Genomic DNA, 13,717 nt, shown 5'->3' with positions numbered 1-13,717 from the left:
ACAATAAAAAAATGTTGATTTTTTATCGAGACGAGCGCCCGGGCAACCAGCCAGACACCTCAGTGCTTACAGGCGGAACTCATGGCCCAGATACACTTCCTTGACCAGGTCGTTGGCCAGGATGGTGGCAGAGTCACCTTCGGCGATCAGCTGGCCATCGTTGACGATGTAGGCGGTTTCGCAGATATCCAGGGTTTCACGGACGTTGTGGTCAGTGATCAGCACACCAATGCCCTTGGCCTTGAGGTGATAGATGATCTGCTTGATGTCGCCCACCGAAATCGGGTCCACGCCGGCGAACGGTTCGTCGAGCAGGATGAATTTCGGGTTGGTAGCCAGTGCCCGGGCGATTTCCACACGGCGGCGCTCACCACCGGACAGGCTCATCCCGAGGTTGTCGCGGATGTGGCTGATGTGGAATTCCTGCAGCAGGCTTTCCAGCTCTTGGCGACGACCGGCCTTGTCGAGTTCCTTGCGGGTCTCGAGGATCGCCATGATGTTGTCGGCTACCGAAAGTTTGCGGAAGATCGATGCTTCTTGCGGAAGATAGCCGATGCCAGCCTTCGCACGACCATGCATAGGCTGGTGGCTGACATCCAGGTCGTCAATCAGTACGCGGCCCTGATCGGCCTGTACCAGGCCGACAATCATGTAAAAGCAGGTGGTCTTGCCGGCGCCGTTTGGGCCTAGGAGACCGACGATCTGACCGCTGTCGATCGACAGGCTGACGTCACGCACGACCTGGCGGCTCTTGTAGCTCTTGGCCAGATGCTGAGCTTTCAGAGTTGCCATTACTGGGCCTTTTGCTCGTCGGTTTTCTTCTTCGGCTGGATCACCATGTCGATGCGCGGACGCGACTCGGTGACCTTGTTGCCCGTCGCGCGACCGGCGCTGGCCAGCTTTTTGACCGTGTCATAGACGATTTTCTCGCCTTGGGTGACGTTGTTGTCCTTGTCGACAACTTTTGCCTTGTCGATCAGCACGACGCGGTTTTGCGCTGCGTGGTACTGGATGGTCACGCCCCAGCCCTGAACGGGTTTGGTGTCGCCTGCAGTTTGCAGTTGCTCGAAATAGGCGAGGTTGCCCACCGAAGTCACCACGTCAATGTCGCCGGTCGGCGTGCGGGTGATGGTCACGGTGTTGCCTTTAACGATCATCGAGCCCTGAGTGATGATCACGTCACCTTTATAGGTGGCAACGCCATTCTTGTCGTCCAGCTGGGCATCGTCGGCCTGAATGCGGATAGGCTGCGTTTGATCGGTCGGCAGTGCCCAGGCGCTCACGCTTCCCAGTGCTGCGCTCAGACCGAGCAAAATAGGGAGGGTTTTAACGAGCCTCATACTGTCCTCTTACGTTCGATAGCAGGTGTATCCTGCTTTCTTTCAAATACGCTTTCATTCCCTTGCCAGTCGACACACCACCAGCGCCGTCGATTCTAACGGGTTGCTCGGTCTGCGCATATTGCTGCTGCGGGAACACTGTCATGCGGGTGGTGGTAATCAGGGTCTTGCGGTTTTTCTCGTCGAAGCGCGTGATGCGCACCGAGTCAATCAGTTCGACCTGAGTGCCGTCGGGATTCACTTCGCCGTGCTCGCTCTGGACGTGCCACGGAAACTCGGTGCCGCGGAACATGTTCAGGTCGGGATTGGTCAGCAGCGTCACTTCGGTGGCTTTCAGGTGTTCAACCTTGTCGGACGTCATTTCGTATTGCAGTCTGCCATCCGGCAGATATTGCACGCTGTGGGCGTTGATCGCGTAATAGTCGATCTCGGTTTCATCGATCTTTGCCACCGGCTTGTCGAGGAAGCGTTCCGGGCTGATGTTCCAGTAGCCGACCGCTGCGAATATCGCGGCGATGCAACCGAACACCAGGAATTTGCGAATCTTTTTGCTCAGCATAGTTGGCTCACAGGTACGCGGCGTTTGCCGCATCAAGGCGGCCCTGCGCGCGCAGGATCAATTCGCAGAATTCGCGAGCGGCACCCTCGCCCCCGCGGGCCTGGGTGATGCCGTGGGCGTGTTCACGGACGAAACTGGCGGCGTTTGCCACCGCCATGCCCAGGCCGACGCGGCGAATCACTGGCAGGTCCGGCAGGTCGTCACCGAGATAGGCGACTTGCTCATAGCTTAGGTTGAGTTGGGCAAGAAGCTCGTCGAGCACCACCAGTTTGTCCTCGCGCCCTTGGTACACGTGTGGAATACCGAGGTTCTTCGCGCGTCGCTCGACCACCGGGGTTTTGCGGCCACTGATGATAGCGGTCTGCACGCCGGCTGCCATCAACATCTTGATACCTTGGCCGTCGAGGGTGTTGAACGTCTTGAATTCGCTGCCGTCTTCGAGGAAGTACAGGCGTCCGTCAGTCAGTACGCCATCGACGTCAAAAACCGCCAGTTTGATGTTCTTGCCGCGTTGCAGCAGGTCGGTGCTCATTACATTACTCCTGCACGCAGCAGATCGGACAGGTTGAAGGCGCCGATCGGACGGTCCTCCTTGTCCACCACTACCAGCGCGTTGATTCGATGGTCTTCCATGATTTTCAGGGCCTCTGCCGCAAGCATATCGGCCCGGGCGGTCTTGCCGTGGACGGTCATGACCTCGTCGATGGTCGTATGGTGGATGTCGATGGTCCGGTCAAGGGTGCGGCGCAAGTCGCCGTCGGTGAAGATCCCGGCCAGTTTGCCATCGGCCTCCACAATCGCAGTCATGCCCAGGCCCTTGCGGGTCATTTCCATCAAGGCGTCCTTGAGTAGCGTGCCACGTTGCACCTGGGGCAGTTCTGCTCCGGCGTGCATGACGGTTTCCACTTTCAGCAGCAGGCGTCGGCCAAGCGCGCCGCCGGGGTGGGAAAAGGCGAAATCTTCAGCGGTAAAACCGCGGGCTTCCAGCAGCGCAACGGCCAGGGCGTCGCCCATGACCAAGGCGGCAGTGGTCGACGAGGTTGGTGCCAGGTTGAGCGGGCAGGCTTCGTGCTCGACGTGCACGTTGAGGTTGACCTCGGCAGCCTTCGCCAGCGGTGAATCAGGGTTGCCGGTCATGCTGATCAATTGAATGCCCAGGCGTTTGATCAGCGGCAGCAGGGTGACGATTTCATTGGTAGAGCCGGAGTTCGACAGCGCCAGGATGATGTCGTCGCGGGTGATCATGCCCATATCGCCGTGGCTGGCTTCGGCCGGGTGCACGAAAAAGGCTGTGGTGCCGGTGCTGGCCAGGGTGGCGGCGATCTTGTTGCCGATGTGCCCCGATTTGCCCATGCCGACCACGACCACGCGCCCTTTGCTGGCCAGAATCATTTCGCAAGCGCGTACGAAATCCGCGTCGATACGGGGCAACAAGCCTTGTACGGCTTCCAGTTCGAGGCGGATGGTGCGTTGTGCTGATTGAATCAGGTCGCTGGATTGGCTCATGTCAGAAATCGTATAGCCTGATGAAAAGGCGGCGATTATAACGGTAATGATCGAAACCCTCACGCAAGTTCGTCGCGCTTTGTCATTCCCGGTTACCGAATACCCCTAAATAGAAGCTTTTACCTCGTCATGTTGCTCAACATGGCCCGGCTTGGGCCTTGGGCGCTTGGCCTTTGCAGTGATATAGTTCGCCGCCAGTTCGGCCTGCCCGGGAGGTATGTGCTTTCGCCAGAAAGTCAGGCGTCCGAGTGAGAGGCTGCATCGCAAGGAGATTAGATGAGTGCCGATAAAGCCTACGCGGTCGAGCTGAAGGGACTGACCTTCAAGCGCGGAACGCGCAGCATTTTCAATAACGTCGATATACGTATCCCGCGCGGCAAGGTCACCGGCATCATGGGGCCTTCCGGGTGTGGCAAGACTACGCTGTTGCGGTTGATGGGCGCACAGTTGCGGCCTACCAAAGGCGAAGTCTGGGTCAATGGACAGAACCTGCCGAAACTGTCGCGCAGTGACCTGTTCGATGCGCGAAAGCACATGGGCGTGCTGTTTCAGAGCGGTGCACTGTTCACCGATCTCGATGTGTTCGAGAACGTGGCCTTTCCGCTACGCGTTCATACCGAACTTCCGGAAGAAATGATCCGGGACATCGTCCTGCTCAAATTGCAGGCCGTGGGCTTGCGTGGTGCCATCGACCTGATGCCTGACGAGTTGTCCGGCGGCATGAAACGTCGCGTCGCTTTGGCGCGGGCGATTGCCCTCGATCCGCAGATCCTCATGTATGACGAGCCCTTTGTCGGCCAGGACCCCATCGCCATGGGGGTGCTGGTGCGTCTGATCCGCCTGCTCAACGATGCGCTGGGCATCACCAGTATCGTGGTCTCCCACGACCTGGCCGAGACCGCGAGCATCGCCGATTACATCTATGTCGTCGGCGAAGGCCAGGTATTGGGGCAGGGCACTCCCGAGGAGCTGATGAACTCGCAGGAGCCACGCATCCGTCAATTCATGACAGGCGAGCCTGACGGTCCGGTTGCCTATCACTTTCCAGCGACGGATTACCGCGCAGATCTTCTGGGGCAGCGTTGATGCGCAAGATTTCACTAATAGAACGGGTTCGCCGGTTCGGCCACTCTGGCATTGACGTGCTGGGGGTGTTCGGCCGTTCGGCAATATTCCTGTTTCATGCCTTGTTCGGTCGTGGCGGCATTGGCGGCGGTTTTGGCTTGCTGATCAAGCAGCTGCATTCGGTGGGCGTAATGTCCCTGGTGATCATCGTGGTCTCCGGGGTGTTCATCGGCATGGTGTTGGCGCTGCAAGGCTTCAATATTCTATCCAGCTATGGTTCGGAGCAGGCGGTCGGCCAGATGGTTGCGCTGACGCTGTTGCGTGAACTGGGGCCCGTGGTCACGGCATTGCTGTTCGCCGGGCGCGCCGGTTCGGCATTGACTGCCGAAATCGGCAACATGAAGTCCACCGAGCAGTTGTCCAGTCTGGAAATGATTGGTGTCGACCCGCTCAAATACATCATTGCCCCGCGCCTGTGGGCCGGCTTCATTTCCCTGCCGGTGCTGGCGATGATCTTCAGCGTGGTGGGCATCTGGGGTGGTTCGTGGGTGGCCGTCGACTGGCTGGGTGTCTATGAAGGTTCCTACTGGTCCAACATGCAGAACAGCGTGACCTTTGCAGACGATGTGCTCAACGGCATCATCAAAAGCATCGTTTTCGCCTTTGTCGTGACCTGGATCGCCGTATTCCAAGGCTATGACTGCGAGCCCACTTCCGAGGGGATCAGTCGTGCCACTACCAAAACCGTGGTGTATGCCTCTTTGGCTGTACTCGGCCTGGACTTTATTCTGACCGCCTTGATGTTTGGAGATTTCTGATGCAAAACCGCACCCTGGAAATCGGTGTCGGCCTTTTCTTGCTGGCTGGCATCCTGGCTTTGCTGTTGCTGGCGTTGCGGGTGAGTGGCCTGTCCCCGAGCGCAACCACCGACACTTATAAACTTTATGCGTATTTCGACAATATCGCCGGTTTGACTGTCAGAGCTAAAGTGACCATGGCCGGTGTGACCATCGGCAAGGTCACGGCGATCGATCTGGACCGCGACAGTTTCACCGGTCGAGTGACCATGCAGCTGGAAAAACGCGTAGATAACCTGCCGACTGACTCCACTGCATCTATCCTGACCGCTGGCCTGTTGGGCGAGAAGTACATCGGTCTCAGCGTGGGCGGCGAAGAAAGCTTGCTCAAGGACGGCTCAACCATCCACGACACGCAGTCGTCGCTGGTACTCGAAGACCTGATCGGTAAATTTCTGCTCAATACCGTTAGTAAAGACGCCAAATGAGGAGCTTTTGAATGATCTCTACCTTGCGACGTGGCCTGTTGGTATTACTCGCGGCCCTGCCGTTGATGGCTAACGCCGTGGCGGCGCCCTCAGCGCACGATATCGTGCAGGACACCACCAATCGGCTACTTGCCGATCTGTCGGCCAATAAAGAGAAGTACAAGCAAGACCCGCAAGACTTCTATACGGCGCTGAACACCATCGTCGGACCTGTTGTGGATGCCGAGGGCATTTCCAAGAGCATCATGACGGTCAAATATTCGCGCAAAGCCACGCCTGCGCAAATGAAGACCTTTGAAGAAAACTTCAAAAAGGGTCTGTTTCAGTTCTATGGCAACGCTTTGCTCGAGTACAACAATCAGGGGATCATCGTCGACCCTGCCAAGGATGAGTCGGGAGACCGTACAAGCGTTGCCATGACGGTCAAAGGCACCAACGGCGCGATCTATCCTGTGTCCTACACACTCGAAAAGATCAATGGCGAGTGGAAGCTGCGTAACGTGATCATCAACGGCATTAACATCGGCAAGCTGTTCCGTGATCAGTTCGCTGATGCCATGCAGCGCAATGGCAACGACCTGGACAAGACCATCAATGGTTGGGCCGGGGAAGTGGCCAAAGCCAAGGAAGCCAGCCAGAAGCAAACACCCGAGAAGCAAGCTCAATGAGTGTGTCGGCCATTCGCATGAGCGAATCCGGCGAGCTGACGCTCAGCGGCATGCTGGATTACCGCACCGGCCCCGGTTTGCGCAAGCAGGGGCAGGCGCTGATCAAATCCAGCAAGGCCGCTGCACTGGTGGTCGATTGCTCGGCAGTGTTGAAGTCCAGCAGTGTCGGCTTGTCGCTGCTGCTGTGCTTCATGCGTGATGCAGAGGCGGCCGGCAAGGCGCTGAGCATCCGCGGGATGCCAGAAGACATGCGCGAAATCGCTCAGGTCAGCGAATTGACCGAGCTGTTGGCGCACCCCTAACCGCATCTATTAAGAAGCCCCCCGTCAGAGTCCTGCTTCGCGGGGTTCGCAGGCGCGGGGCTTTTTTGTATGATGTCCGACCCGCGCGCACAGGGCGCCGATTGAGGTTGAGCATGCAGGCCGTAGAAGTGAAGAGCTTCCTTGAAGGAAAGCTGCCAGGAACCCTAGTAGAAGTCGAGGGCGAAGGCTGCAACTTTCAGCTGAACGTGATTAGCGATGAACTGGCGGCGTTGAGCCCGGTGAAGCGTCAGCAGCAGATCTATGCCCATTTGAACCCATGGATCACCGATGGCAGCATCCATGCGGTCACTATGAAATTTTTCAGCAGCGCGGCCTGGGCCGAGCGCACCTGAGCCCAAGGGCGTCGAGATTCTTATGGATAAATTGATAATTACCGGTGGCGTTCGTCTTGATGGCGAAATCCGCATCTCCGGGGCAAAGAACTCTGCCCTGCCGATCCTGGCTGCAACCTTGCTGTGCGATGGCCCGGTGACTGTTGCCAACCTGCCGCACCTGCACGACATCACCACCATGATCGAGCTGTTCGGTCGTATGGGCATCGAGCCGGTGATCGACGAGAAACTCAGCGTCGAAATCGACCCGCGCACCATCAAGACCCTGATCGCTCCGTACGAACTGGTGAAAACCATGCGTGCGTCGATCCTGGTGCTGGGCCCTATGGTTGCCCGTTTCGGTGAAGCCGAAGTCGCACTGCCTGGCGGTTGCGCCATTGGTTCGCGTCCGGTTGACCTGCACATTCGTGGCCTCGAAGCCATGGGCGCGGTCATCGACGTCGAAGGCGGCTACATCAAGGCCAAGGCGCCTGAAGGTGGCCTGCGCGGTGCGCACTTCTTCTTCGACACCGTCAGTGTGACCGGTACCGAAAACATCATGATGGCGGCCGCTCTGGCCAAGGGCCGTAGCGTTCTGGCAAACGCCGCTCGCGAACCTGAAGTCATCGACCTGGCGAACTTCCTGATCGCCATGGGCGCCAAGATCACTGGCGCCGGCACTGACACCATCACCATCGATGGCGTCGAGCGTCTGCACCCGACCACTTACAAAGTGATGCCTGACCGTATCGAGACCGGCACTTACCTGGTCGCCGCTGCTGTGACCGGCGGTCGTGTGAAGGTCAAGGACACCGATCCGACCATCCTCGAAGCCGTTCTTGAGAAACTCAAGGAATCGGGTGCCGAAATCACCTGCGGCGAAGACTGGATCGAGCTGAACATGCACGGCAAGCGGCCAAAAGCCGTTAACGTGCGTACCGCTCCGTACCCGGCGTTCCCGACCGATATGCAGGCGCAGTTCATCTCCCTCAACGCCATTGCCGAAGGCACCGGTGCCGTGATCGAGACGATCTTCGAAAACCGCTTCATGCACGTGTACGAACTGCACCGCATGGGCGCCAAGATCCAGGTTGAAGGCAACACCGCCATCGTCACTGGCACCGAAACGCTGAAGGGGGCGCCAGTCATGGCCACCGACCTGCGTGCTTCGGCCAGCCTGGTGATCTCGGCGCTGATCGCCGAAGGCGACACCCTGATCGATCGCATCTACCACATCGACCGTGGTTACGAGTGCATCGAAGAGAAACTGCAGATGCTCGGCGCCAAGATCCGCCGCGTACCGGGCTAGTTTCTGCTGCATGGGCGCAGGGACGCGCTCGTTGATTTGTTGAAGTCGAGCCGGTTTCCGGCTCGATGTGTGTCCGGCGCCATTTGCGACCGGGCATGAGTACCTTGATAAGGACTGACGTTTCCCATGTTGACCATCGCACTGTCCAAGGGCCGTATCCTTGACGACACCCTGCCGCTTCTGGCTGAAGCGGGCATCGTGCCGACCGAGAATCCGGACAAGAGCCGCAAGCTGATCATCCCCACGACCCAGGCCGATGTACGTCTGCTGATCGTGCGCGCCACCGATGTGCCGACTTACGTCGAACATGGTGCCGCTGACCTGGGCGTCGCCGGTAAAGATGTGCTGATGGAATATGGCGGCCAGGGTTTGTACGAGCCGTTGGACCTGCGAATTGCCCTGTGCAAGCTGATGACGGCTGGCCGTGTCGGCGATGTCGAGCCCAAGGGCCGCCTGCGTGTGGCGACCAAATTCGTCAACGTTGCCAAGCGCTACTACGCCGAACAGGGCCGTCAGGTCGACATCATCAAGCTCTATGGCTCGATGGAACTGGCGCCGCTGATCGGTCTGGCAGACAAGATCATCGACGTGGTCGACACCGGCAACACCCTGCGCGCCAATGGTCTGGAACCCCAGGATTTCATTGCCGACATCAGCTCCCGGCTGATCGTGAACAAAGCTTCGATGAAAATGCAACACGCCCGTATCCAGGCGTTGATCGACACCCTGCGCAAGGCAGTGGAGTCTCGACACCGCGGCTGATTTACCTGCGCGACGTTAAGTCGCGCCCGTCTATCCGCCTCATAGCCAGAATTCTCAGGTGCCCAAGCGGATCGATGGTAGCTTCGGGTACCTGAGTTTTCGCCATTCCTATGAGGCTCTCGCTATGACCGCACCGACTGCAATTCGCCGACTCAACGCTGCTGACCCGGATTTCGCACATCATCTGGATCATCTGCTGAGCTGGGAAAGTGTGTCTGACGACTCGGTCAATCAGCGGGTGCTGGACATCATCAAGGCCGTGCGCGAGCGTGGCGATGCGGCGCTGGTGGAATTCACCCAGAAGTTCGACGGCCTGCAGGTCGCGTCCATGGCGGACCTGATTCTGCCTCGTGAGCGCCTGGAACTGGCCCTGACCCGAATCACCGTGCCACAGCGTGAAGCCCTGGAAAAAGCCGCGTCCCGAGTACGCAGCTACCACGAGAAACAGAAACAGGATTCCTGGAGCTACACCGAAGCCGACGGCACCGTGCTGGGCCAGAAGGTCACGCCGCTGGATCGCGCCGGGTTGTACGTACCGGGCGGCAAAGCGTCTTATCCGTCCTCGGTACTGATGAACGCGATTCCGGCCAAGGTGGCCGGCGTGACTGAAGTGGTCATGGTAGTGCCGACGCCTCGTGGCGAAATCAACGAGCTGGTGCTGGCCGCTGCCTGCATCGCCGGCGTCGACCGCGTGTTCACCATCGGCGGCGCCCAAGCGGTTGCCGCGCTGGCTTACGGCACCGAAAGCGTGCCGAAGGTCGACAAGGTGGTCGGTCCGGGCAACATCTATGTCGCCACCGCCAAGCGGCACGTGTTCGGCCAGGTCGGCATCGACATGATCGCCGGCCCATCCGAAATCCTCGTGGTCTGCGACGGCCAGACGGATCCGGACTGGATCGCCATGGACCTGTTCTCCCAGGCTGAGCACGACGAAGACGCCCAGGCGATTCTGGTCAGCCCGGACGCCGAGTTCCTCGACAAGGTCGCCGCCAGCATCGCCAAACTGCTGCCGACCATGGAACGCGCCGAGATCATCGAAACGTCGATCAATGGCCGTGGTGCCCTGATCAAGGTCCGCGACATGGACCAGGCCATCGAAGTGGCCAACCGCATCGCACCGGAACACCTTGAGTTGTCCGTTGCTGATCCGCAGGCCTGGCTGCCGAAGATTCGCCACGCTGGCGCGATCTTCATGGGCCGTCACACCTCTGAAGCCTTGGGCGACTACTGCGCCGGCCCGAACCACGTGTTGCCTACCTCCGGCACCGCGCGTTTCTCCTCGCCGCTGGGTGTGTACGACTTCCAGAAGCGCTCGTCGATCATCTACTGCTCCGAGCAGGGTGCGTCGGAACTGGGCAAAACCGCTTCCGTGCTGGCCCGTGGCGAGTCGCTGACCGCTCACGCGCGCAGTGCCGAATACCGCATCGTTGACGATAAGAAGGGCAACTGAGCATGAGTAAATTCTGGAGTCCCTTCGTCAAGAGCCTGGTGCCTTACGTGCCGGGCGAGCAGCCGAAACTGGCGAAACTGGTGAAGCTCAACACCAACGAAAACCCGTATGGACCATCGCCAAAAGCCTTGGCGGCGATGCAGACCGAACTGAACGACAATTTGCGTCTGTACCCGGACCCGAACAGCGATCTGCTGAAGAGCGCGGTGGCCAGGTACTACGGCGTGCAGAGCAATCAGGTGTTCCTCGGCAACGGTTCCGACGAAGTACTGGCGCACATTTTTCACGGCTTGCTGCAACACGATAATCCAGTGCTGTTCCCGGACATCAGCTACAGCTTCTATCCGGTTTACTGCGGGTTGTACGGCATCGCCTTCGACGCGGTGGCGCTGGACGAGCAGTTCCAGATCAACCCGGCGGACTACGCCAAGCCGAACGGCGGGATCATCTTCCCGAATCCGAACGCACCGACCGGCTGCCTGTTGGCGCTGGATGCCGTGGAGCAAATCCTCAAGGCCAGCCCGGATTCGGTGGTCGTGGTGGATGAGGCTTACATCGATTTCGGCGGTGAGACGGCGATCAGCCTGGTGGATCGTTATCCGAACCTGCTGGTGACCCAGACCCTGTCCAAGTCCCGTTCACTGGCGGGCCTGAGGGTGGGGCTGGCGGTGGGGCACCCAGACCTGATCGAGGCGCTGGAGCGGATCAAGAACAGCTTCAACTCCTATCCGCTGGATCGTCTGGCGAATGTCGGTGCAGCCGCAGCGTTCGAAGATCGTGAGTACTTCGACAAGACTTGCCGGTTGGTCATCGAGAATCGTGAAAAGGTCGTTGCGCAACTGCAAGCGAAAGGCTTTGAAGTGTTGCCGTCGGCGGCGAACTTCATCTTCGCCCGTCATCCGAAACACGACGCGGCAGGGCTGGCGGCGAAGTTGCGTGAGCAAGGCGTGATCGTTCGGCACTTCAAGCAGGAACGGATTGCCCAGTTCCTGCGGATCTCGATTGGCACACCGGAGCAGAATCAGGCGTTGATCGACGGCCTCGGCGACCTCTGACTCAACACTGACCCTGTGGGAGCGAGCAGGCTCGCTCCCACAGGGGTTTGGTATCGACGGCTTACTCTTCTTCTTTTTCCTTGATCGGCGCAGGCGGCGGACGCAGACCGATTTCTGCCGTGAGCTTCAGCTCTTTGCCATTGCGCATCACCTGAATCGTCACCTTGTCGGTCGGCTTGATGCGCGCCACCTGGTTCATTGACTTGCGACCATCGCCCGCCGGTTCGCCGTCGATGCTGAGGATCACGTCACCCAGTTGCAGGCCGGCCTTCTGTGCCGGGCCGTCACGGAAAATCCCCGCGACCACAATGCCCGGCCGCCCCGACAGGCCAAACGATTCCGCCAGTTCCTGGCTCAGCGGCTGCACTTCGATACCGAGCCAGCCGCGAATCACCTGGCCGTGCTCAATGATCGACTTCATCACTTCCATGGCCAGTTTCACCGGGATTGCGAAACCGATGCCCTGCGAACCGCCGGACTTGGAGAAGATCGCCGTGTTGATGCCGGTCAGGTTGCCGTTGGCATCCACCAGCGCACCGCCGGAGTTGCCGGGGTTGATCGCCGCGTCGGTCTGGATAAAGTCTTCGTAGTTGTTCAAGCCCAGCTGATTGCGCCCGGTGGCGCTGATGATGCCCATGGTCACGGTCTGGCCGACGCCGAACGGGTTGCCGATGGCCAGGGCCACGTCGCCGATGCGGATGTTGTCGGAGCGCCCGACGGTGATCGATGGAAGATTCTTCAAGTCGATCTTCAGGACCGCGAGGTCGGTTTCCGGGTCGCTGCCGATCACTCGGGCCAGGGTTTCACGCCCGTCCTTGAGCGCTACCACAATCTGGTCGGCGCCGGTGGTCACGTGGTTGTTGGTCAGCAGGTAACCTTCCGGGCTCATGATCACGCCCGAGCCGAGGCTCGATTCCATGCGCTTCTGCTTGGGCGAGTTGTCGCCGAAGAAACGACGGAACTGCGGATCCTCGAACAGCGGATGGTTCGGTTTGTTGATGACTTTGGTGGTGTACAGGTTGACCACCGAAGGTGCGGCCGTGGTCACTGCGTCGGCATAGGACACCGGACCTTGTTGCATGGTGGTGGTTTGCGGGGCTTGCTGCATGTTGACGTCGAGGCTCGGGAGTCCGACCCACTGCGGGTAACGCTGGATGATTAACAGGGCAATAAGCACGCCGGCCAACAGCGGCCAGCCGGAAAAACGCAGCGCTTTGAGCATTAAGCACGTCCTGAGAGGTTGCAGGCGGTATGAGACCGCCCATAATGTCGCGCATTATACGAGGCGAAGCGTGCCTCTGAACGGGATATTTAGGAGTCTTTTATGGCCGTCGCCTTGAGCACCCTGGTCGAAGAAGCCGACCGTTACCTTAACAGTGCAAAGATTGCCGATTACTGCCCCAACGGGTTGCAGGTCGAAGGCCGGCCGCAGGTCATGCGCATCGTCAGTGGCGTCACCGCCAGCCAGGCGTTGCTCGACGCCGCTGTGGAAGCCAGCGCCGACCTGGTACTGGTGCATCACGGCTATTTCTGGAAAGGCGAGAATCCGTGCATCACCGGCATGAAGCAGCGTCGGTTGAAAACCCTGCTCAAGCACGATATCAGCCTGTTGTCCTACCATCTGCCGCTGGATCTGCACCCAGAAGTCGGCAATAACGTTCAGCTGGCACGTCAGCTCGATATCACAGTGGAAGGCCCATTGGATCCGGACAATCTCAAAGTTGTCGGGCTGGTCGGTTCATTGAACGAGCCGGTGACGGCCCGCGATTTTGCCCGTCGTGTACAAGAAGTCATGGGTCGCGAGCCGTTGCTGATCGAAGGCAGCGAGATGATTCGCCGCGTTGGCTGGTGCACCGGTGGCGGTCAGGGGTACATCGATCAGGCCGTGCTGGCGGGCGTCGACTTGTACCTCAGCGGTGAGGCATCCGAGCAGACCTTCCACAGCGCCCGGGAAAACGACATCAGCTTCATCGCCGCCGGCCATCACGCCACCGAGCGTTATGGCGTGCAGGCGTTGGGCGATTATCTGGCGCGGCGCTTTGCCCTCGAGCACATCTTCATCGATTGCCCGAATCCGATCTGAA

The 13,717-nt window shown here is 59.3% G+C and carries 17 protein-coding genes; 11 read left to right on the top strand and 6 right to left on the bottom strand.

The window, feature by feature from the left end; genetic code table 11:
- Positions 1-66 precede the first annotated feature (66 nt).
- From lptB to DFS28_RS14740, 5 genes are read right to left on the bottom strand one after another with little or no spacing between them, the layout of a single operon-like run.
- Positions 67-792: an LPS export ABC transporter ATP-binding protein gene (gene lptB / locus DFS28_RS14760; protein ID WP_008150757.1), complete on the bottom strand. Its 726-nt coding sequence runs from the start codon at positions 790-792 to the stop codon at positions 67-69.
- Positions 792-1,340: a lipopolysaccharide transport periplasmic protein LptA gene (lptA, locus tag DFS28_RS14755; RefSeq protein WP_111450405.1), complete on the bottom strand. Its 549-nt coding sequence runs from the start codon at positions 1,338-1,340 to the stop codon at positions 792-794. Before lptA ends, lptB begins: the two co-directional genes overlap by 1 nt.
- Positions 1,327-1,899, bottom strand: coding sequence for an LPS export ABC transporter periplasmic protein LptC (gene lptC / locus DFS28_RS14750; protein WP_111450404.1), 573 nt, complete (start codon positions 1,897-1,899; stop codon positions 1,327-1,329). The genes lptA and lptC overlap by 14 nt, the downstream gene beginning before the upstream one ends.
- 7 nt (positions 1,900-1,906) lie before the next feature.
- Positions 1,907-2,431, bottom strand: a complete 525-nt coding sequence (locus DFS28_RS14745) for an HAD family hydrolase (protein ID WP_033057989.1) — start codon at positions 2,429-2,431, stop codon at positions 1,907-1,909.
- Positions 2,431-3,405, bottom strand: coding sequence for a KpsF/GutQ family sugar-phosphate isomerase (locus DFS28_RS14740; protein WP_008150750.1), 975 nt, complete (start codon positions 3,403-3,405; stop codon positions 2,431-2,433). The genes DFS28_RS14745 and DFS28_RS14740 overlap by 1 nt, the downstream gene beginning before the upstream one ends.
- Positions 3,406-3,681: 276 nt before the next feature.
- Between DFS28_RS14740 and DFS28_RS14735 the strand changes: the two genes are divergently transcribed.
- The 10 genes from DFS28_RS14735 (at position 3,682) to hisC (ending at position 11,633) form a co-directional block, all read left to right on the top strand.
- Positions 3,682-4,491, top strand: a complete 810-nt coding sequence (locus DFS28_RS14735; protein ID WP_008150748.1) for an ATP-binding cassette domain-containing protein — start codon at positions 3,682-3,684, stop codon at positions 4,489-4,491.
- Positions 4,491-5,288: a lipid asymmetry maintenance ABC transporter permease subunit MlaE gene (gene mlaE / locus DFS28_RS14730; RefSeq protein ID WP_111450403.1), complete on the top strand. Its 798-nt coding sequence runs from the start codon at positions 4,491-4,493 to the stop codon at positions 5,286-5,288. Before DFS28_RS14735 ends, mlaE begins: the two co-directional genes overlap by 1 nt.
- Positions 5,288-5,755, top strand: a complete 468-nt coding sequence (mlaD, locus tag DFS28_RS14725; protein WP_111450402.1) for an outer membrane lipid asymmetry maintenance protein MlaD — start codon at positions 5,288-5,290, stop codon at positions 5,753-5,755. The genes mlaE and mlaD overlap by 1 nt, the downstream gene beginning before the upstream one ends.
- 11 nt (positions 5,756-5,766) lie before the next feature.
- The gene (locus tag DFS28_RS14720; RefSeq protein WP_111450401.1) at positions 5,767-6,423 is read left to right on the top strand and encodes a phospholipid-binding protein MlaC; all 657 of its coding nucleotides are present in this window, start codon (positions 5,767-5,769) and stop codon (positions 6,421-6,423) included.
- On the top strand, positions 6,420-6,725 hold the full coding sequence (locus tag DFS28_RS14715; protein ID WP_008150739.1) for a lipid asymmetry maintenance protein MlaB: 306 nt from the start codon (positions 6,420-6,422) through the stop codon (positions 6,723-6,725). The genes DFS28_RS14720 and DFS28_RS14715 overlap by 4 nt, the downstream gene beginning before the upstream one ends.
- A gap of 113 nt (positions 6,726-6,838) precedes the next feature.
- Entirely contained in the window at positions 6,839-7,078 is a 240-nt protein-coding gene (locus DFS28_RS14710; RefSeq protein WP_007912386.1) for a BolA family protein, read from the top strand.
- Between the two features lie 22 nt (positions 7,079-7,100).
- Positions 7,101-8,366: a UDP-N-acetylglucosamine 1-carboxyvinyltransferase gene (gene murA, locus DFS28_RS14705; protein WP_111450400.1), complete on the top strand. Its 1,266-nt coding sequence runs from the start codon at positions 7,101-7,103 to the stop codon at positions 8,364-8,366.
- A gap of 126 nt (positions 8,367-8,492) precedes the next feature.
- The gene (gene hisG, locus DFS28_RS14700) at positions 8,493-9,128 is read left to right on the top strand and encodes an ATP phosphoribosyltransferase (protein ID WP_007901570.1); all 636 of its coding nucleotides are present in this window, start codon (positions 8,493-8,495) and stop codon (positions 9,126-9,128) included.
- Between the two features lie 124 nt (positions 9,129-9,252).
- Positions 9,253-10,578, top strand: coding sequence for a histidinol dehydrogenase (hisD, locus tag DFS28_RS14695; protein ID WP_111450399.1), 1,326 nt, complete (start codon positions 9,253-9,255; stop codon positions 10,576-10,578).
- A gap of 2 nt (positions 10,579-10,580) precedes the next feature.
- On the top strand, positions 10,581-11,633 hold the full coding sequence (gene hisC, locus DFS28_RS14690; RefSeq protein ID WP_111450398.1) for a histidinol-phosphate transaminase: 1,053 nt from the start codon (positions 10,581-10,583) through the stop codon (positions 11,631-11,633).
- Positions 11,634-11,694: 61 nt separating this feature from the next.
- Here hisC and algW read toward each other — a convergent pair whose 3' ends face one another.
- Entirely contained in the window at positions 11,695-12,855 is a 1,161-nt protein-coding gene (algW, locus tag DFS28_RS14685) for a Do family serine endopeptidase AlgW (RefSeq protein WP_111450397.1), read from the bottom strand.
- A 102-nt stretch (positions 12,856-12,957) separates the two neighbouring features.
- Here algW and DFS28_RS14680 point away from each other — a divergent pair, with 102 nt between their 5' ends.
- Positions 12,958-13,716 (top strand): Nif3-like dinuclear metal center hexameric protein, encoded by a 759-nt coding sequence (locus DFS28_RS14680; protein ID WP_046045869.1) that lies wholly within the window; start codon positions 12,958-12,960, stop codon positions 13,714-13,716.
- The last annotated feature ends 1 nt before the right edge of the window (position 13,717 follow it).

The organism is Pseudomonas sp. 478 (assembly GCF_003254125.1).
Taxonomy (GTDB): domain Bacteria; phylum Pseudomonadota; class Gammaproteobacteria; order Pseudomonadales; family Pseudomonadaceae; genus Aquipseudomonas.
The sequence above is the reverse complement of the archived record's forward strand: the minus strand, read 5'-3'. Positions and strand labels throughout refer to the sequence as shown.

Coding starts and splice junctions, on each gene's coding strand:
- algW (WP_111450397.1), bottom strand. CDS start 12,855: ATGCTCAAAGCGCTGCGTTTTTCCGGCTGGCCGCTGTTGGCCGGCGTG.
- mlaE (WP_111450403.1), top strand. CDS start 4,491: ATGCGCAAGATTTCACTAATAGAACGGGTTCGCCGGTTCGGCCACTCT.
- DFS28_RS14745 (WP_033057989.1), bottom strand. CDS start 2,431: ATGAGCACCGACCTGCTGCAACGCGGCAAGAACATCAAACTGGCGGTT.
- mlaD (WP_111450402.1), top strand. CDS start 5,288: ATGCAAAACCGCACCCTGGAAATCGGTGTCGGCCTTTTCTTGCTGGCT.
- hisC (WP_111450398.1), top strand. CDS start 10,581: ATGAGTAAATTCTGGAGTCCCTTCGTCAAGAGCCTGGTGCCTTACGTG.
- DFS28_RS14710 (WP_007912386.1), top strand. CDS start 6,839: ATGCAGGCCGTAGAAGTGAAGAGCTTCCTTGAAGGAAAGCTGCCAGGA.
- lptA (WP_111450405.1), bottom strand. CDS start 1,340: ATGAGGCTCGTTAAAACCCTCCCTATTTTGCTCGGTCTGAGCGCAGCA.
- DFS28_RS14720 (WP_111450401.1), top strand. CDS start 5,767: ATGATCTCTACCTTGCGACGTGGCCTGTTGGTATTACTCGCGGCCCTG.
- lptB (WP_008150757.1), bottom strand. CDS start 792: ATGGCAACTCTGAAAGCTCAGCATCTGGCCAAGAGCTACAAGAGCCGC.
- hisG (WP_007901570.1), top strand. CDS start 8,493: ATGTTGACCATCGCACTGTCCAAGGGCCGTATCCTTGACGACACCCTG.
- murA (WP_111450400.1), top strand. CDS start 7,101: ATGGATAAATTGATAATTACCGGTGGCGTTCGTCTTGATGGCGAAATC.
- DFS28_RS14680 (WP_046045869.1), top strand. CDS start 12,958: ATGGCCGTCGCCTTGAGCACCCTGGTCGAAGAAGCCGACCGTTACCTT.
- hisD (WP_111450399.1), top strand. CDS start 9,253: ATGACCGCACCGACTGCAATTCGCCGACTCAACGCTGCTGACCCGGAT.
- lptC (WP_111450404.1), bottom strand. CDS start 1,899: ATGCTGAGCAAAAAGATTCGCAAATTCCTGGTGTTCGGTTGCATCGCC.
- DFS28_RS14735 (WP_008150748.1), top strand. CDS start 3,682: ATGAGTGCCGATAAAGCCTACGCGGTCGAGCTGAAGGGACTGACCTTC.
- DFS28_RS14740 (WP_008150750.1), bottom strand. CDS start 3,405: ATGAGCCAATCCAGCGACCTGATTCAATCAGCACAACGCACCATCCGC.
- DFS28_RS14715 (WP_008150739.1), top strand. CDS start 6,420: ATGAGTGTGTCGGCCATTCGCATGAGCGAATCCGGCGAGCTGACGCTC.